The organism is Priestia sp. Y58 (genome assembly GCF_029522095.1).
Classification (GTDB): domain Bacteria; phylum Bacillota; class Bacilli; order Bacillales; family Bacillaceae_H; genus Priestia; species Priestia megaterium_E.
Map to the genome: position 1 here is coordinate 102,553 of NZ_JAKWFL010000007.1, position 15,124 is coordinate 117,676.

15 protein-coding genes and 2 riboswitches are annotated in these 15,124 nt (G+C 39.9%); of the genes, 14 read left to right on the forward strand and 1 reads right to left on the reverse strand.

Annotated features, from left to right (window positions below):
* The first annotated feature begins 327 nt into the window (after positions 1–327).
* The 4 genes from MMB68_RS20415 (at position 328) to MMB68_RS20430 (ending at position 2,932) form a co-directional block, all read left to right on the forward strand.
* Positions 328–744: a hypothetical protein gene (locus MMB68_RS20415; protein ID WP_013057326.1), complete on the forward strand. Its 417-nt coding sequence runs from the start codon at positions 328–330 to the stop codon at positions 742–744.
* Positions 741–2,024: an ammonium transporter gene (locus tag MMB68_RS20420; protein WP_098999400.1), complete on the forward strand. Its 1,284-nt coding sequence runs from the start codon at positions 741–743 to the stop codon at positions 2,022–2,024. Before MMB68_RS20415 ends, MMB68_RS20420 begins: the two co-directional genes overlap by 4 nt.
* Before the next feature lie 134 nt (positions 2,025–2,158).
* Positions 2,159–2,356 (forward strand): IDEAL domain-containing protein, encoded by a 198-nt coding sequence (locus MMB68_RS20425; RefSeq protein WP_013057324.1) that lies wholly within the window; start codon positions 2,159–2,161, stop codon positions 2,354–2,356.
* Positions 2,357–2,653: 297 nt separating this feature from the next.
* Positions 2,654–2,932, forward strand: a complete 279-nt coding sequence (locus tag MMB68_RS20430; RefSeq protein WP_277549287.1) for a hypothetical protein — start codon at positions 2,654–2,656, stop codon at positions 2,930–2,932.
* Positions 2,933–3,068: 136 nt separating this feature from the next.
* Here MMB68_RS20430 and brnQ read toward each other — a convergent pair whose 3' ends face one another.
* On the reverse strand, positions 3,069–4,424 hold the full coding sequence (gene brnQ, locus MMB68_RS20435; RefSeq protein WP_034651532.1) for a branched-chain amino acid transport system II carrier protein: 1,356 nt from the start codon (positions 4,422–4,424) through the stop codon (positions 3,069–3,071).
* 386 nt (positions 4,425–4,810) lie between these two features.
* On the opposite strand from brnQ, the gene MMB68_RS20440 reads away from it, so the two are divergent.
* The 10 genes from MMB68_RS20440 to cbiE all read left to right on the forward strand — a co-directional run bounded on the left by MMB68_RS20440 (position 4,811) and on the right by cbiE (position 15,123).
* Positions 4,811–6,082 carry a cation:dicarboxylate symporter family transporter gene (locus MMB68_RS20440; RefSeq protein WP_014459829.1) on the forward strand — a complete coding sequence of 424 codons (1,272 nt, stop codon included), beginning with the start codon at positions 4,811–4,813 and terminating at the stop codon, positions 6,080–6,082.
* A gap of 107 nt (positions 6,083–6,189) precedes the next feature.
* Positions 6,190–7,227 (forward strand): M42 family metallopeptidase, encoded by a 1,038-nt coding sequence (locus MMB68_RS20445; RefSeq protein ID WP_264407613.1) that lies wholly within the window; start codon positions 6,190–6,192, stop codon positions 7,225–7,227.
* 351 nt (positions 7,228–7,578) lie between these two features.
* Positions 7,579–7,737: a hypothetical protein gene (locus MMB68_RS20450; protein WP_013057318.1), complete on the forward strand. Its 159-nt coding sequence runs from the start codon at positions 7,579–7,581 to the stop codon at positions 7,735–7,737.
* 145 nt (positions 7,738–7,882) lie between these two features.
* A riboswitch (cobalamin riboswitch) is annotated at positions 7,883–8,061 on the forward strand.
* Between the two features lie 118 nt (positions 8,062–8,179).
* Positions 8,180–8,359, forward strand: a riboswitch (cobalamin riboswitch).
* A gap of 102 nt (positions 8,360–8,461) precedes the next feature.
* Positions 8,462–8,842: a (2Fe-2S) ferredoxin domain-containing protein gene (locus tag MMB68_RS20455; RefSeq protein ID WP_264407612.1), complete on the forward strand. Its 381-nt coding sequence runs from the start codon at positions 8,462–8,464 to the stop codon at positions 8,840–8,842.
* A gap of 13 nt (positions 8,843–8,855) precedes the next feature.
* A complete protein-coding gene (gene cobJ / locus MMB68_RS20460; RefSeq protein ID WP_221785017.1) occupies positions 8,856–10,478 on the forward strand; it encodes a precorrin-3B C(17)-methyltransferase in 1,623 nt (540 codons plus the stop codon).
* A gap of 17 nt (positions 10,479–10,495) precedes the next feature.
* Positions 10,496–11,413 carry a sirohydrochlorin chelatase gene (locus MMB68_RS20465; protein ID WP_277549288.1) on the forward strand — a complete coding sequence of 306 codons (918 nt, stop codon included), beginning with the start codon at positions 10,496–10,498 and terminating at the stop codon, positions 11,411–11,413.
* Complete coding sequence (gene cobK / locus MMB68_RS20470) at positions 11,410–12,177, forward strand: precorrin-6A reductase (RefSeq protein ID WP_269870790.1); 768 nt, start codon at positions 11,410–11,412, stop codon at positions 12,175–12,177. Before MMB68_RS20465 ends, cobK begins: the two co-directional genes overlap by 4 nt.
* A 5-nt stretch (positions 12,178–12,182) precedes the next feature.
* Entirely contained in the window at positions 12,183–12,830 is a 648-nt protein-coding gene (locus MMB68_RS20475) for a precorrin-8X methylmutase (RefSeq protein WP_013083415.1), read from the forward strand.
* Positions 12,831–12,833: 3 nt separating this feature from the next.
* A complete protein-coding gene (locus MMB68_RS20480; RefSeq protein WP_277549289.1) occupies positions 12,834–13,937 on the forward strand; it encodes a cobalt-precorrin-5B (C(1))-methyltransferase in 1,104 nt (367 codons plus the stop codon).
* Entirely contained in the window at positions 13,927–15,123 is a 1,197-nt protein-coding gene (gene cbiE, locus MMB68_RS20485; protein ID WP_269870787.1) for a precorrin-6y C5,15-methyltransferase (decarboxylating) subunit CbiE, read from the forward strand. The genes MMB68_RS20480 and cbiE overlap by 11 nt, the downstream gene beginning before the upstream one ends.
* Position 15,124 lies beyond the last annotated feature (1 nt).

A 15,124-nucleotide genomic window follows, 5' to 3' on the forward strand; every position in this document is an offset into this window, starting at 1 on the left:
ATTTTAATTTTAATACGAGATAAAATCAACTCATTTCGTTGAAAAAATAAGTGAAGAACCTCGTAACCCTTTGTTTAATAAAAGTTTATAAAAAATAAAGCGAATAATTGCCTAGGTAAATAAAATTAAAATAGGGAACTAACATGATTCCTCTTCCTACGATAAAACAAATAACGTCATATTTCAACACATACGAACTTAATATTCTATAAGTATTAAAAAGATAGGGCGCATTTACTATTTAAAGAGTTTTCAAAAAATTACATTGACTTACTATGTTGTTCTACATATAATCAGAATATAACATCTTATGTAAGGAGATATAACATGGTTATAGTGGATGAACTTTATCATAATGTGGTCATTACATTGCCTCAATTAAAATTAATTGAATTTATAATGAAGTTAAAAGAAGCTAAAGCACAAGAAATAGAAGATATAAAAACGAAAATTAGTAAATACGAAGAGAAGAAACGTGCTGAAGAAGCTTGGTATCAATCACTATCACCGTTTCGTAAATTTTTTACCGGACGTCCTTTAAGTCAGCATCAAGCGGTCGAGTATATGGTATACGTAAAGGAACGCTTTAAAAAAATTGATCACCTTAAAGCACAAATGCGAGAACTTCATGAAGTTCTTGAATTAATAAAAGCAGAAAATGAAGAAACAAGTGAAATTACGCTTTCGCCTGCTATTGTACAAGAAATAAAACGATTAAAAAGCAGTGGAGGCGTTGGGATATGAGTGTTAATGAACTAAGTTTAGGTATAAATACAACGTGGGTTGTATTAACAGCAGCGATGATTTTGTTAATGGAAGGCGGCTTTGCCTTGCTAGAGGCAGGTTTTGTCCGCTATAAGAATAGCGTGAATATTATTATGAAAGTATTCGCTGATATTACAATAGGAACGCTTTGTTTCTATTTAATTGGGTTTGGATTAATGTACGGCGATGATTTAGGTGGAATCGTCGGTAAAAGCGGTTTTGCGCTCTCAGGTAATTTATCGCACCTTGACATTCCAATTGGGCTTGAAACGTTTTGGCTGTTTCAATGTGCGTTTGTTATTGCGGTCATTTCTATCGTTTCTGGAGCGGTGGCAGAACGAATTAATTTCCGCGCATATCTTTTATATGCGATTTTAATGACTACATTTATTTATCCTATAGCCGGACACTGGATTTGGGGAGGCGGATGGATTAGTAAGCTAGGGATGCTTGATTTTGCCGGTTCGGCAGTGATCCATGCTCTTGGCGGTTTTTCAGCTTTAGCAGCTGCAATCATGATTGGACCGAGAAAAGGGAAGTTCACGAAAAATGGAATTAGTTCTGTTTCTCTTCCAAGCAATTTGCCGCTTGCATCAGTGGGTGCTTTTTTATTATGGTTTGGATGGTTCGGGTTTAATGCAGGAAGTACGCTAAGTGCCACTGACGTTAGAATTGGTCACATTGCTATTGTCACAATGTTATCAGCAGCAGCAGGCGGAGCAGCTACTTTATTTTATACTTTATTTCGCTACAACCGTTCAGATGCACCTTCTGTAATAAATGGATCGCTTGCCGGACTGGTTGGCATTACGGCGGGGTGCGCTTTTGTTAACACACCATCTGCTATTTTTATTGGAGCTGTATCTGGCTTATTAATGATGGCAGCTACAAACTGGCTCGAAGCACGTCAAATCGACGATCCTGTAGGAGCTTTTCCTGTACACGCTGCTTCGGGAATATGGGGCACGTTGGCTGTGGGCTTGTTTTCTACAGACGGCGGTGTGTTTACAGGAGGAGGCTGGACGTTACTTGGCGTTCAACTTCTTGGGTTAATCGCTCTATGCGCTTGGGGATTTGTTACGACGTGGATAGGGTTAAAGGTTATTTCTTTGGTGGTTCCGCTTCGATCTACGGAAGAAGAAGAAGAAGTAGGCTTAGATATCAGCTACCACGGTATCATGGCAGCTCATCAAGCTCCTGAATTTATTGAATATGAAAACTACTATGCGGAAGTAAAAGAAAAAGCCGCAGATTCGTAATAAAAGGCCGCGCTTTATAACAAAAGGGCGGCCTTTTTATGTGGAAAAAAATAGATGTAAAATACTTGGTTTAAATGATTGAAAAGTCAGAATATTTGTGTTATATTATAAAAAAGCCAAGGAGTTGATTTCTTATGAAAAAGAATTTACTTAATTCACCGCAAAAATCCAACGGAAAGGTGCTTGATGCATTATTCGCTGAGATGATTTTAGATAAGGCGATTGCAGAATTTCGTAAAGCACAGCTAAAAGAAGAAATCGACCGCACGCTATTGATGAAAAATAAAGAAGAGTTTTTAAAACTCTCATCAGAACTTAAACAAATTTCTTAATTACTTACTATACTTCACACGCCATCTATTTTGGATGGCGTGTTTTATTTTTGAGACCTACTAAAAGGGATTAATTAGTAATAATTACGGACCTCCATGTACGCTTAATGGGTTTACGGGATCTCGAAACGGGGAAACCGTTCCAGAGTTCAAATTTGATAACTATTATCCACTATCAAACGGAGCGGAACTATATCAAGTGGTAAATGGGGAAGAAGTACTTGTAGCTACCTATGTGGCAGAAGAAAAACGATTTGTACCAGCGGTTGCTAACCCAATGTAAAGGACTGGTTTTTTGTGATTCGAAAAGGTTTGTATGCAGCATATAATGAACGAGATTACGAATGTTATGAAACGGAAAACGGGTGTGTAAAGCTAATTAGCTATGATGAAGGCGATGTAGCAAATGGATTCATTCCATACAATGACACGACTTTTACAAAAGAAGTTCCTCGTGATGCTGTTGAAGAAGTGTTTTTTATAGCTCCGTATGCTACTTATCAAAATGAAACGTTTGGTGTGTCAGATGCTTCTGATCGTCGAGTGCTTTTGACCACATCTGAAAGAAAAAGCTGATAAATATCATTTTCAACGAACGGATAAATATCTATACGAAAAACATGTGTTAAAAGAAGAAGTGAAGTTAATGGAGAAAAAAACTCCTTACTCATAAGACTCCATAATAAAAAGAGGATGCACTCGCATCCTCTTTTTATTTAATCAATTTTCTTGAAGTGTTTCTGTTTGTATTATCATTTGTGCGAAGGAAGGTAATGCCAAGACCGATTAATCCTCCTACAATAGCAGGAACTACCCAGCCGAGACCCACTCCATACATAGGTAGAATCGATGTAAACAGATCGTTTACTGCCGCAATTTTGAATCCAGCAGCATTTAAGCCATCAAATAAACTAACGATAAACGTGAACAGAAGGCTTACTTGGTAAACTTCAGAACGTCCTTTAAATAAAGGATGTAAGAATGTTAAAGCAATTAACACAATAGCTAACGGATAAATAGCTGTTAAGACTGGAACCGAAATAGCGATTAATTCCGTTAAACCAAAGTTTGCTACAACGGCGCTGAATGCTGATAAAATGACAGCAATCAACTTATAAGAAACCCTTGGAAACAGCTTATGGAAGAAAGATGAACAAGACGTTACAAGGCCTACACTTGTTGTTAAACAAGCAACGGTAATCATCAGACCTAAAAGAATTCCTCCGTAAGAGCCAAAGTAGTAATTTGATACTTCAGCCAAAACCGTACCTCCGTTATCAAGACGTCCAAGCTCTGATACGCTTGAAGCACCCATATAGGACAATGCACTATAAATAAGAGCTAAAATAACGGCAGCGATAGCCGTAGCTTTTGCACAAATTGTGATGATTTGTCGGTTGGTTTTTGCTCCTTTTTCTTTAATTGCATTAATAATAATAATTCCAAAAACAAATGATGCTAGTGTATCCATTGTTAAGTAGCCTTCTTGGAAGCCTTTAAAAAATGAGTGTGTTGTATAAGCTTCGCTTGGTGCTTCAAATTTTCCAATTGGGTTCACAACGGCTACAACTACTAATATTCCAATAAACGTTAATTTAATAGGTGTTAAAACTTTTCCTACTAAATCGACAATTTTCGCAGGGTTTAGCGAAAAAAAGCAGGTAATAGTAAAGAAAATTACCGTGAAAATGATAAGGGGAAGGTGTCCTGGATTTTCTGATAAAAAAGGCTTAACGCCAATTTCGAACGAAACGCTTCCCGTTCTTGGCATCGCAAAAAGCGGTCCGATTGCCAAGTATAAAATCGTAGTAAAGATAATACCGAAAGCTGGGTGTACGCGACTAGCTAAAGACTGCAGATCCTCTTTTCCGGAAAAACCAAATGCGAGAACGCCTAGAAGAGGCAGACCTACACCCGTTACTAAAAATCCAGCGTTTGCTGACCAAATATTGCTTCCAGCAGACTGACCTAACATTGCAGGGAAGATTAAATTACCTGCGCCGAAGAATAGGGCAAAAAGCATAAAGCCAATAACCACTATAAATGAAAAAGGAACTTTGTTTGACACGTTAAAACCTCCAAAATTATAAATGCTTTTTATTATCGTGTTGAATAATTAAAATTTTCAGAATTTTATATTCGAATAATAAAAATAAACATGTATCGTATTATACTAACCTAAAATGCATATTTCAATATAAAATTTTATTTTTTTAATTTATTCGCTGAAATAGCAAAAATAGAAAAATACTTAGCAAAAAAATCTCAATATACAACAATTATTTGATATGATAAAACAGAACCGTGGCTTTTAAAAATTCGCATGTGCGGCCTTATATCCTTTTAGTAAAGAACTGTTTACATAAGGTGCTGTAAGGATGTATATTTATACACGGTTCGCGGAACCGCATATGCTCGATGGATGAAAGTCAACTGTGCGAAAGGAGCAAGAAAGTGAAAAGGTTAGGTCTAGCAACTCAGATTCTAATTGGACTGATTTTAGGCGTAGCTGTAGGTGCTATTTTTTATGGAAGCGATACAGCCATTTCTATTTTACAGCCGGTTGGAGACATATTTATTCATTTAATTAAGATGATTGTCGTACCGATTGTGATTTCAGCATTAATCGTAGCGGTCGCAGGAGTAGGCGATATCAAAAAATTAGGTAAGCTTGGCGGAAAAACAATTCTTTATTTTGAAATTGTTACAACCATTGCTATTGTAGTGGGGATTATTGCCGCGAACTTATTCCACCCTGGTGCAGGGGTTGATATGGGGCATATTGAAAAAAGCGATATTTCTCAATATGAGGCAACGGCAAAAACGTCTGAAAGTACAGGGATTGCTCAAGAGCTTCTTCATATTGTTCCGACAAACGTCTTTCAATCGGTAGCAGAAGGCGATCTTTTACCAATCATTTTATTTTCCGTACTGTTTGGTGTAGGCGTAGCTTCGATTGGAGAGAGAGGAAAACCTGTTTTAGCCTTTTTTGAAGGCGTCTTGGATGCAATGTTTTGGGTAACTAATTTGGTGATGAAATTTGCTCCAGTAGGTGTATTTGCACTTATTGGTGTTAATATTATAAAGTTTGGTGTCGGATCACTTATTCCATTAGGAAAATTAGTGTTCGCCGTTTACTTCACCATGATTTTCTTTGTGCTTGTGGTTCTTGGAATTATCGCTAAAATGGCTGGAACAAGCATGTTTACGCTGATAAAAGTGTTAAAAGACGAGCTGCTTCTTGCTTTTACAACGGCAAGTTCAGAAGCCGTTTTACCATCTCTTATCAAAAAGATGGAAGACTTCGGTTGTTCTAAATCGGTTACATCGTTTGTTATTCCAACAGGCTACACGTTTAACTTAGACGGTTCAACCATTTATCAGGCGCTGGCATCGCTGTTTATTGCTCAAATGTACGGCATCGACCTTTCCATTATGGATCAGATTCAGCTCCTTCTTGTGCTAATGTTAACCTCAAAAGGAATGGCTGGTGTACCAGGGGCATCGTTTGTAGTTGTACTTGCTACACTTGAATCTATGGGCTTCCCTCTTGAAGGCATGGCATTTATTGCAGGAATTGACCGCATCCTTGATATGATGCGTACCACAGTTAACGTAGTAGGAAATGCTTTAGCTGCAATTGTGATGTCGAAGTCTGAAGGCGAATTTGATAAGCAAAAATCATTAAATTATACAAATGAATTAAAGAAATCAAACATAGCTTAAAACAAAAAAGCCGGGCAGCTGCCCGGCTTTTTTGTTTGGAGCTGCCTGTTATCTTTTTTGAAACATATGGTAAAATAAAAGAAATGAGAGACAAAGGAAGTGTCATAATGACGGAAACTGTTCAGTTAATTAAAAAGCTTGTTTCGATTCCCAGTCCTTCTGGAAATACAGAAAAGGTGATTTCATTTGTCGAAGACTATGTAAAAGAGCTAAATATTCAAACGTATCGCAATCGAAAAGGAGGCTTAGTCGCTACTATTCCTGGTAAAGATACGGATCATCACCGCATGCTGACGGCTCATGTCGATACATTAGGTGCTATGGTAAAAGAAATCAAACCGAGTGGACGTCTGAAAATCGACCTGATTGGAGGGTTCCGATACAATTCCATTGAAGGAGAATATTGTGAAATCGAAACGTCAGCAGGAGAAGTATTTACAGGAACCATCCTTATGCATCAAACATCTGTTCATGTGTATAAAGATGCAGGGAAAGCTGAGCGAAATCAAGATAATATAGAAATTCGATTGGATGAAAAAGTACATAGCGCAGAAGATGTTCGCAGCCTTGGAATTGAAGTCGGCGACTTTGTTTCGTTTGATCCTCGTGTAGAAATAACAAAAAGTGGTTTTATTAAATCTCGTCATCTCGATGATAAAGCAAGCGTAGCTTTATTGCTTCAGCTCATGAAAACAATTCAAGAAGAACAGATCGAACTGCCATACACTACGCATTTTCTTATTTCAAATAATGAAGAAATTGGATACGGAGGAAATTCGAACATTACGCCTCAAACGGTAGAATACTTAGCGGTTGATATGGGTGCCATGGGAGATGGACAATCTACTGATGAATACACCGTGTCTATTTGTGTAAAAGATTCAAGCGGCCCATATCATTACGGTTTGAGAAAGCATTTGGTGGAACTAGGTAAGCAGCATGATATTCAGTACAAATTAGATATTTATCCGTTTTACGGATCAGATGCTTCCGCTGCTATTCGTGCCGGGCATGACATCGTACACGGCTTAATTGGTCCAGGAATTGATTCTTCTCATGCGTTTGAGAGAACGCATCAAGATTCATTGAACCATACGTATATGCTTCTTTATCACTATGTGCAGTCGAACATGGTTCTGCTTTAAGAAAGGAATATTTAATTAGTGTATTTTTATGCGAAATAAAGAGCAGGACGGGATTGTGATGTCTGTACTTTCCTTTCTTAAAAAAGAAGCCGGCTGTCCGGCTTCTTTTTTTAATAAATACTATATATTTTTTTACTGGTGAAGCAACAGTGGGTTAAAAAAGCACCTTTTTAAAGAGGTATAATATTGCTTAAACCTTTTGTACATTTTGTTCATTTACAAAAGTTAAAATGTTTTTAAATTTTTAAAAGTTTCTTGTGACAAGTTTTGTAGAATGGGTTTTCAAAAGGAAATGGTTTCGGCATAATGTGGATATAGCGATCACTACAATAATCGGAGGCGAATCTTTTCATGTGGGTACTGACGGTATATGCTGGAAAAGAAATGAAAATGTTTGAATTTGAAACTGAAAAGCAGGCGAGAGAAGCTTTTGCCAAAACAAATGGCTGTAAAGTTCTTTCAGAAGTCGTGTATTATAATGATCCTCATTTAACATTAGTAGCTATATAATGAAAAAACAAGAGCTGACTTATGCTCTTGTTTTTTTATAGATGCTTGTATCTTCCGAAAAGAATAGAGTTGAAATAAAAAAAAATGTACGCTATGATATGGTAGTTACTTCTATTATTCTGATAGTTTAAAAGGTTCATATATATCAAACAGCAACAGTAAAGATGCCAAGAAGGCTTAATAGGGAAACTGGTGAAAGACCAGTACTGTCCCCGCAACTGTAAGTGTGGACGAACGAGTATAACCACTGTGGAAAAATCACGGGAAGGTTCTCAAGTAGAATGATACACAAGTCAGGAGACCTGTCTTTATTGTGAAGTTTCTATTTCTCCGGGGAGCGGGAAGGGAAACGTTGGCTTAAAGTGGCATTCGTGTACACTCTTATTCTGACGTTTTACCCGCTCGCATATTAGCGAAGCGGGTTTTTCTCATGTCGCAAAACTACATATCGTGCAAAAAAGGTGCGCAATGTTTACATTGCGTTAAATGGGAAGTCTGGTGTGAAGCCAGCGCGGTACCCGCCACTGTGAAGATGAGCTGATTGCATATGCCACTGTATTCGGGAAGGCGCAATCAAGTGATGAATCGAAGTCAGGAAACCAGCCTTTTTCTAATGCGAAGCTTACCCTACGGGATATAGGTGGAAGTGCAAAAACTTAGTTTGAATTTTTCTGCGCCTCTATCATTGATAGAGGCGCTTTTTTTAGTAAAGGAGCGAATGAGTGTGACGACGTGGAACTTAAATGGAACAAAACATCACGTATTGATTTGTAATGGAAGCAGCTGTATGAGAAAAGGTGGAGAAGAAGCCACCCAAGCTATTCGAAATAAAGTGACGGAACTGGATTTGGATGAAACGGTTCATACAACGCGTACACGCTGTAACGGACGATGCAAAGATGCTCCTGTAGCTATTGTGTATCCTTCAGGAGATTGGTACAAGCAGGTCACTGAAACCGTGGCTCACCGGATTGTCGAAGAACATTTAGCAGGAGGCTGCAGTATAAAGGAATCGCTTATTTATGAATATGATCAAAACGGTTTTGTTTCTCCGGAAAAGAGTGACTCCATAAAAGGAATTGACAAAGTAAAAAGTAACGCATAAAGGAGGAGCTAGCATGAAAGGTAAACTGTTAGTTATTGGATTTGGGCCGGGAAGCTTTGAACATATTACACAGCGAGCAAGAGAAGCCATTCAAGAAAGTGATATGATCATCGGTTACAAAACCTATGTGGAATTAATTCAAGGACTGTTAACGAATCAGCAAATTATTAGTACGGGAATGACCGAAGAAGTAAGCCGTGCACAAGAAGCTGTAAAGCAAGCTGAAGCGGGCAAAACCGTAGCTGTCATTTCAAGCGGAGATGCAGGAGTATATGGAATGGCAGGCCTTGTGTATGAAGTGTTGATTGAAAAAGGCTGGAAAAAAGAAACGGGCGTAGAGATGGAAGTAATTCCTGGCATTTCGGCTATTAATTCATGTGCATCTCTCCTTGGAGCGCCCGTGATGCATGATGCTTGTACGATTAGTTTAAGTGACCACCTTACGCCTTGGGAGCTAATCGAAAAAAGAATTGAAGCAGCTGCACAAGCAGATTTCGTAGTGGCTTTTTACAACCCAAAAAGCGGAAGACGAACAAGACAAATTGTTGAAGCGCAAAGGATTCTATTAAAGTACCGTTCTCCTGATACGCCTGTTGGTCTTGTGAAAAGCGCTTATCGTGACCGTGAAGAAGTCGTAATGACCAACTTAAAAGACATGTTAAATCATGAAATTGGCATGCTGACTACCGTTGTTGTCGGGAATTCATCTACGTTTTTTTACGACGATTTAATGATTACACCGCGCGGATATCAGCGAAAATATACCCTCAACCAAACGGAGCAGCCGCTAAGACCGCATCAGCGACTTCGAAAAGAAGCGGAACCATGGGCTCTTGATCAAGAAGAGACTGTAAAGCAAACGGCTTCAGCTATTGAAGCAGTTCAGACCAAACCAGAAGAAACAGCAACTTCACGAGCCCTTGCAGAAGAAGCGCTTCAAGCAATTTTAGGTGAACCTACTTCTGCGGTCGTACATCAGCCAATACAGTCTATTTTCGAAGTGGCAGTTAGTCCAGGGCTTGCAAATAAGAAGTTTACGCCCGTTCAAATGACAACACTAGCAGAAGTTGTTGGTGAAAAAGGTACGATGGAGTATACGCCTGACCATCAAATCAAACTGCAAATTCCAACGGCTCAGCCAGATGTGATTATTAAAAAGCTCCAATCAGCTTCCTTTTTACTATCTCCGGTCGGAGACGTGTTTGCAATTAAAGCGTGTGATTTTTGTGATGGAGAAAAAAGCGACGCCATCCCGCATACGGAAGAATTACAAAAGCGCCTCGGCGGAATGGACATGCCAAAAGAATTGAAGCTTGGTATTAATGGATGCGGTATGGCCTGTTATGGTGCTGTTCAAGAAGATATCGGCATTGTCTACAGAAAAGGTGCGTTTGACTTATTTTTAGGGGCTAAAACGGTTGGACGAAACGCCCATTCAGGTCAAATTGTGGCGGAAGGCATAGCGCCCGATGACATTGTTGAAATAGTGGAGAACATTGTCCATGAATATAAAGAAAAAGGTCATCCAAATGAGCGGTTTCATAAATTCTTTAAGCGTGTGAAGAATGTTTATGGATTCGACTATCAAGATATAACACCAAAAATAAAAGTAGAACCAGCTCCGTGTGGAGATTAAAAATGGGAGGGCATTATATGAAATCAGTTTTATTTGTCGGTCATGGAAGTAGGGATCCTGAAGGGAACGATCAAATTCGCGAGTTTATCTCGACTATGAAGCATGATTGGGACGCATCTATTTTAGTAGAAACGTGTTTTCTAGAATTTGAACGCCCAAATGTAAGTCAAGGCATTGATACATGTGTGGCAAAAGGAGCGACAGATGTAGTTGTAATTCCAATTATGCTCTTGCCAGCTGGCCACTCAAAAATACATATTCCGGCGGCTATAGATGAAGCTAAGGAAAAATATCCACACGTAAACTTCGTGTACGGACGTCCCATTGGCGTTCATGAAGAAGCCCTTGAAATTTTAAAAACGAGATTACAAGAATCAGGAGAAAATTTAGAAACTCCAGCTGAAGGCACGGCTGTTATTGTCTTAGGGCGAGGAGGAAGCGATCCTGATGCAAACAGTGATTTATATAAAATTACGCGCCTTCTTTGGGAAAAAACAAACTACAAAATCGTCGAAACTTCTTTTATGGGCGTGACCGCTCCATTGATTGATGAAGGAGTGGAACGATGTTTAAAACTGGGCGCTAAAAAAGTGGTTATTCTCCCGTATTTTTTATTTACAGGAGTACTAATTAAGCGTTTGGAAGAAATGGTGAAGCAGTATAAAATGCAGCATGAAAACATCGAGTTTAAGCTAGCCGGCTATTTCGGCTTTCACCCAAAACTGCAGACAATTTTAAAAGAACGTGCTGAAGAAGGATTAGAAGGTGAAGTGAAAATGAACTGCGATACGTGTCAATATCGCCTCGGCATTATGGAGCATATTGATCACCATCATCATCATGATCATGATCATGACCATGATCACGGACACCATCACCACGATCACCATCATGACCATGACCACCATGAAGATAAGGTCGGCGGGCTAAAATGATTTTATTGTTAGCTGGAACTAGCGATGCACGTGCATTAGCCGTGCAAGTAAAAAAAGCAGGTCATGAGGTTACAGCAACGGTTGTAACCGAAAACGCAGCAATCGAATTACAGCGAGCAGAAGTGAACGTGAAAATTGGACGTCTTACAAAAGAAGATATGATGACCTTTATAAACGGACATGGTGTAAAAGCTATTGTTGATGCAAGTCATCCCTTTGCCGAAGAAGCGTCTAAAAATGCCATCGGCGCTGCTGCTGAAACAGCGATCCCTTACATACGCTATGAGCGGGCTTCACAGGCTTTTGCCTATGATAATATGACGATGGTTTCTACGTATGAAGAAGCAGCTGAAGTAGCAGCTGAGAAAAAAGGAGTTATTATGCTGACAACAGGCAGCAAGACGCTGCAGGTTTTTACAGAAAAGCTGCTTCCTCTTTCAGATGTACGGCTTGTTGCTCGTATGCTTCCAAGGCTGGATAATATGGAAAAGTGCCAGCAATTAGGATTTCCGCAAAAAAATATTATTGCTATTCAAGGGCCGTTTACAAAAGAGTTTGATCGAGCGCTGTATAAGCAATACGGAGTGACGGTTATGGTCACAAAAGAAAGCGGAAAAGTTGGATCTGTGGATGAAAAAGTAGAAGCAGCCAAAGAGTTAGGCTTAGATATTATTATGATTGGGCGACCAAAAATCGAGTATGGGACCGTGTATTCCACGTTTGAAGAAGTGGTTCATGCTTTAGCAAACCAAACTAGGAGTTGATTGAGATGGATTTTCGTACAGAATTTAAACCGTTAACTGTTCAGCCTCAGCAAATTGAAGGAAAAAGTTTTGAAATGATTACAGAAGAGCTTGGGCCTCACCCGTTTACAGATGAACAGTACCCAATTGTTCAGCGCGTGATTCATGCGTCTGCAGACTTTGAACTTGGACGCAGCATGCTGTTTCATCCGGATGCGATTCAAGCAGGAATTAAAGCCATTCGCAGCGGCAAGCAAGTGGTTGCGGATGTACAAATGGTGCAAGTAGGAACAAACAAGCAGCGAATTGAAAAACACGGCGGTGAAATCAAAGTTTATATTTCAGATCCGGACGTAATGGAAGAGGCAAAGCGCTTAAATACAACGCGTGCAATTATTTCAATGCGAAAAGCAATTAAAGAAGCAGACGGCGGAATTTTTGCAATTGGGAACGCACCGACAGCTTTACTTGAATTAATTCGTTTGATTAAAGAAGGAGAAGCGAAGCCTGGGCTTGTTATTGGTCTGCCGGTAGGATTTGTCTCAGCAGCTGAATCGAAAGAAGAACTTGCAAAACTTGACGTGCCGTTTATTACAAACATCGGGCGAAAAGGCGGCAGTACGGTAACGGTCGCTGCATTAAATGCAATTTCAATTCTTGCAGATCAGGTGTAACGCATGAAGGAAGTACCAAAAGAACCTAAGAAACTCAGAGAAGGCTATACGACGGGCGCTTGTGCAACGGCAGCTACGAGAGCAGCTCTGCTTACGCTAATTTCAGGAGAAGTGCAAGATGAGTCAACGATTTACTTACCTGTCGGCCGCTTTGCTACGTTTCATCTTGAAGAATGCGAGTATCGCACAAGAAGCGCTGTAGCCAGCATCATTAAAGATGCTGGAGATGATCCCGATGCCACGCACGGAGCGCTGATTATTTCTGAAGTTTCGTGGTGTAATGGTGCAGACATTATCATTGATGGAGGAGTGGGAGTGGGGCGTGTGACAAAGCCCGGCCTCCCAGTTCCTGTCGGTGAAGCAGCCATTAACCCTGTTCCAAGAAAGATGCTGAAAGAAACGGCTGAACAGCTTTTAGCCCAATACAATATACAAAAAGGCGTTAGGATTGTCATCTCGGTTCCTGAGGGAGAAGAAATGGCGAAAAAGACATTAAATGCGCGTCTAGGTATTTTAGGAGGCATTTCGATACTGGGGACGCGGGGGATTGTCGTTCCGTTCTCAACAGCTGCTTATAAAGCAAGCATCGTGCAGGCAATTAGCGTTGCTAAAGCAAGTAATTGTGAGCACGTTGTCATTACGACAGGAGGCCGAAGCGAAAAGTATGGAATGAAACAGTTCCCAGATCTTCCGGAAGAAGCATTTATCGAAATGGGAGATTTTGTTGGATTCACTTTAAAACAATGTAAAAAGCAAGGAATGAAAAAAGTGTCGCTCGTAGGCATGATGGGAAAGTTTTCAAAAGTCGCGCAAGGCGTTATGATGGTTCATTCAAAAAGTGCACCTATTGATTTTAATTTTTTAGCAAAAGCAGCTTCTGAGTCAGGCGCTTCTGCTGAACTGGTAGAGGAAATAAAAGGTGCAAACACAGCTTCTCAAGTGGGAGATTTAATGACGCAAAGCGGTCATCATCAGTTTTTTGAAAAACTGTGCGAGTACTGCTGTTTATCAGTATTAAAGGAAATAGGGGACGGAATCGATGTCGATACGTCTCTTTACACATTAAAAGGAGATTTTTTAGGACAGGCGGTGCAACATGGCAATTAAAATTATTGGAATTGGTGACGATGGGAAGTTAAGTTTGCTTCCTATGTATGAACAGTGGGTGTATGAAAGTGATGTGCTAATTGGAGGAAAGCGTCACCTGGATTTTTTTCAAGATTTCGAAGGAGAAAAAGTAGCGATTGAAGGAGGGCTTTCTCCTCTTGTTGAACGTTTAAAAAACGAAGAAGGAAATGCGATTGTGTTAGCCTCAGGCGATCCGTTATTTTACGGAATTGGGAGCTATCTTTCTACGAAGCTAGACGTTGAAATATATCCTTATTTAAGTTCTATTCAGCTTGCATTCTCACGTTTAAAAGAGCGATGGCAAGACGCTTATTTTACAAGCGTGCACGGCAGGAGCATAAAAGGGCTGGCTCAGCGCATTGACGGCTATAAAACAGTGGCGATTCTAACTGATGAGCAAAATTCTCCTAGTGCTCTGGCAAACTACTTATTATCATTCGGCATGGCGGAATACAAGATGTTTGTAGCAGAGAATTTAGGAGGAGAAACGGAGCGCTGTCAGCTGCTTTCGCTGGAAGAAGCGGCGAATCAACTCTTTTCTCCGCTTAATGTCGTGATATTAAAACAGGTAGAAAAAAGCCCAGTTTGGCCTCTTGGAATAGAGGACGATGAATTTATTCAACGCAAGCCGGACAAGGGGCTTATTACTAAAAAAGAAGTTCGTACACTTAGTATTAGCGCCCTGCAGCTAAAGAGAGACAGCGTCGTATGGGATATCGGAACATGTACGGGTTCAGTCGCAATTGAAGCGGCTAAAATTGCGCGTGAAGGACAAATTTTTGCCGTAGAAAAAAATGAAGCAGACTTAGAAAACTGCAGAGAAAATCTATTGAAATTTCGAGTAGACGCCCACACTGTGCACGGAAAAGCACCGGAAGGGTTAGGTGAGTTTGCTGATCCTGATGCGGTGTTTATTGGAGGGACAGCTGGAGGCATGGAAACCATTTTGGATGTGTGCTGCAGCCGGTTAAATTCAGGAGGACGCATCGTATTAAATGCCGTAACGATTGAAAATTTGGCAGAAGCGATGAAAGCTTTTAAAGAGCGAGGATTTGAGACTGCTGTTACCCTTGCACAAATTTCAAGAAGCAAGCCCATTTTACATTTAACGCGATTTGACGCTTTAAACCCCATTTATATTATTACAGCCAAAAGAGGAGAATGAA

Coding starts and splice junctions, on each gene's coding strand:
- MMB68_RS20475 (WP_013083415.1), top strand. CDS start 12,183: ATGGATTTTCGTACAGAATTTAAACCGTTAACTGTTCAGCCTCAGCAA.
- cbiE (WP_269870787.1), top strand. CDS start 13,927: ATGGCAATTAAAATTATTGGAATTGGTGACGATGGGAAGTTAAGTTTG.
- cobJ (WP_221785017.1), top strand. CDS start 8,856: ATGAAAGGTAAACTGTTAGTTATTGGATTTGGGCCGGGAAGCTTTGAA.
- MMB68_RS20450 (WP_013057318.1), top strand. CDS start 7,579: ATGTGGGTACTGACGGTATATGCTGGAAAAGAAATGAAAATGTTTGAA.
- MMB68_RS20420 (WP_098999400.1), top strand. CDS start 741: ATGAGTGTTAATGAACTAAGTTTAGGTATAAATACAACGTGGGTTGTA.
- cobK (WP_269870790.1), top strand. CDS start 11,410: ATGATTTTATTGTTAGCTGGAACTAGCGATGCACGTGCATTAGCCGTG.
- MMB68_RS20465 (WP_277549288.1), top strand. CDS start 10,496: ATGAAATCAGTTTTATTTGTCGGTCATGGAAGTAGGGATCCTGAAGGG.
- MMB68_RS20445 (WP_264407613.1), top strand. CDS start 6,190: ATGACGGAAACTGTTCAGTTAATTAAAAAGCTTGTTTCGATTCCCAGT.
- MMB68_RS20480 (WP_277549289.1), top strand. CDS start 12,834: ATGAAGGAAGTACCAAAAGAACCTAAGAAACTCAGAGAAGGCTATACG.
- MMB68_RS20415 (WP_013057326.1), top strand. CDS start 328: ATGGTTATAGTGGATGAACTTTATCATAATGTGGTCATTACATTGCCT.
- MMB68_RS20425 (WP_013057324.1), top strand. CDS start 2,159: ATGAAAAAGAATTTACTTAATTCACCGCAAAAATCCAACGGAAAGGTG.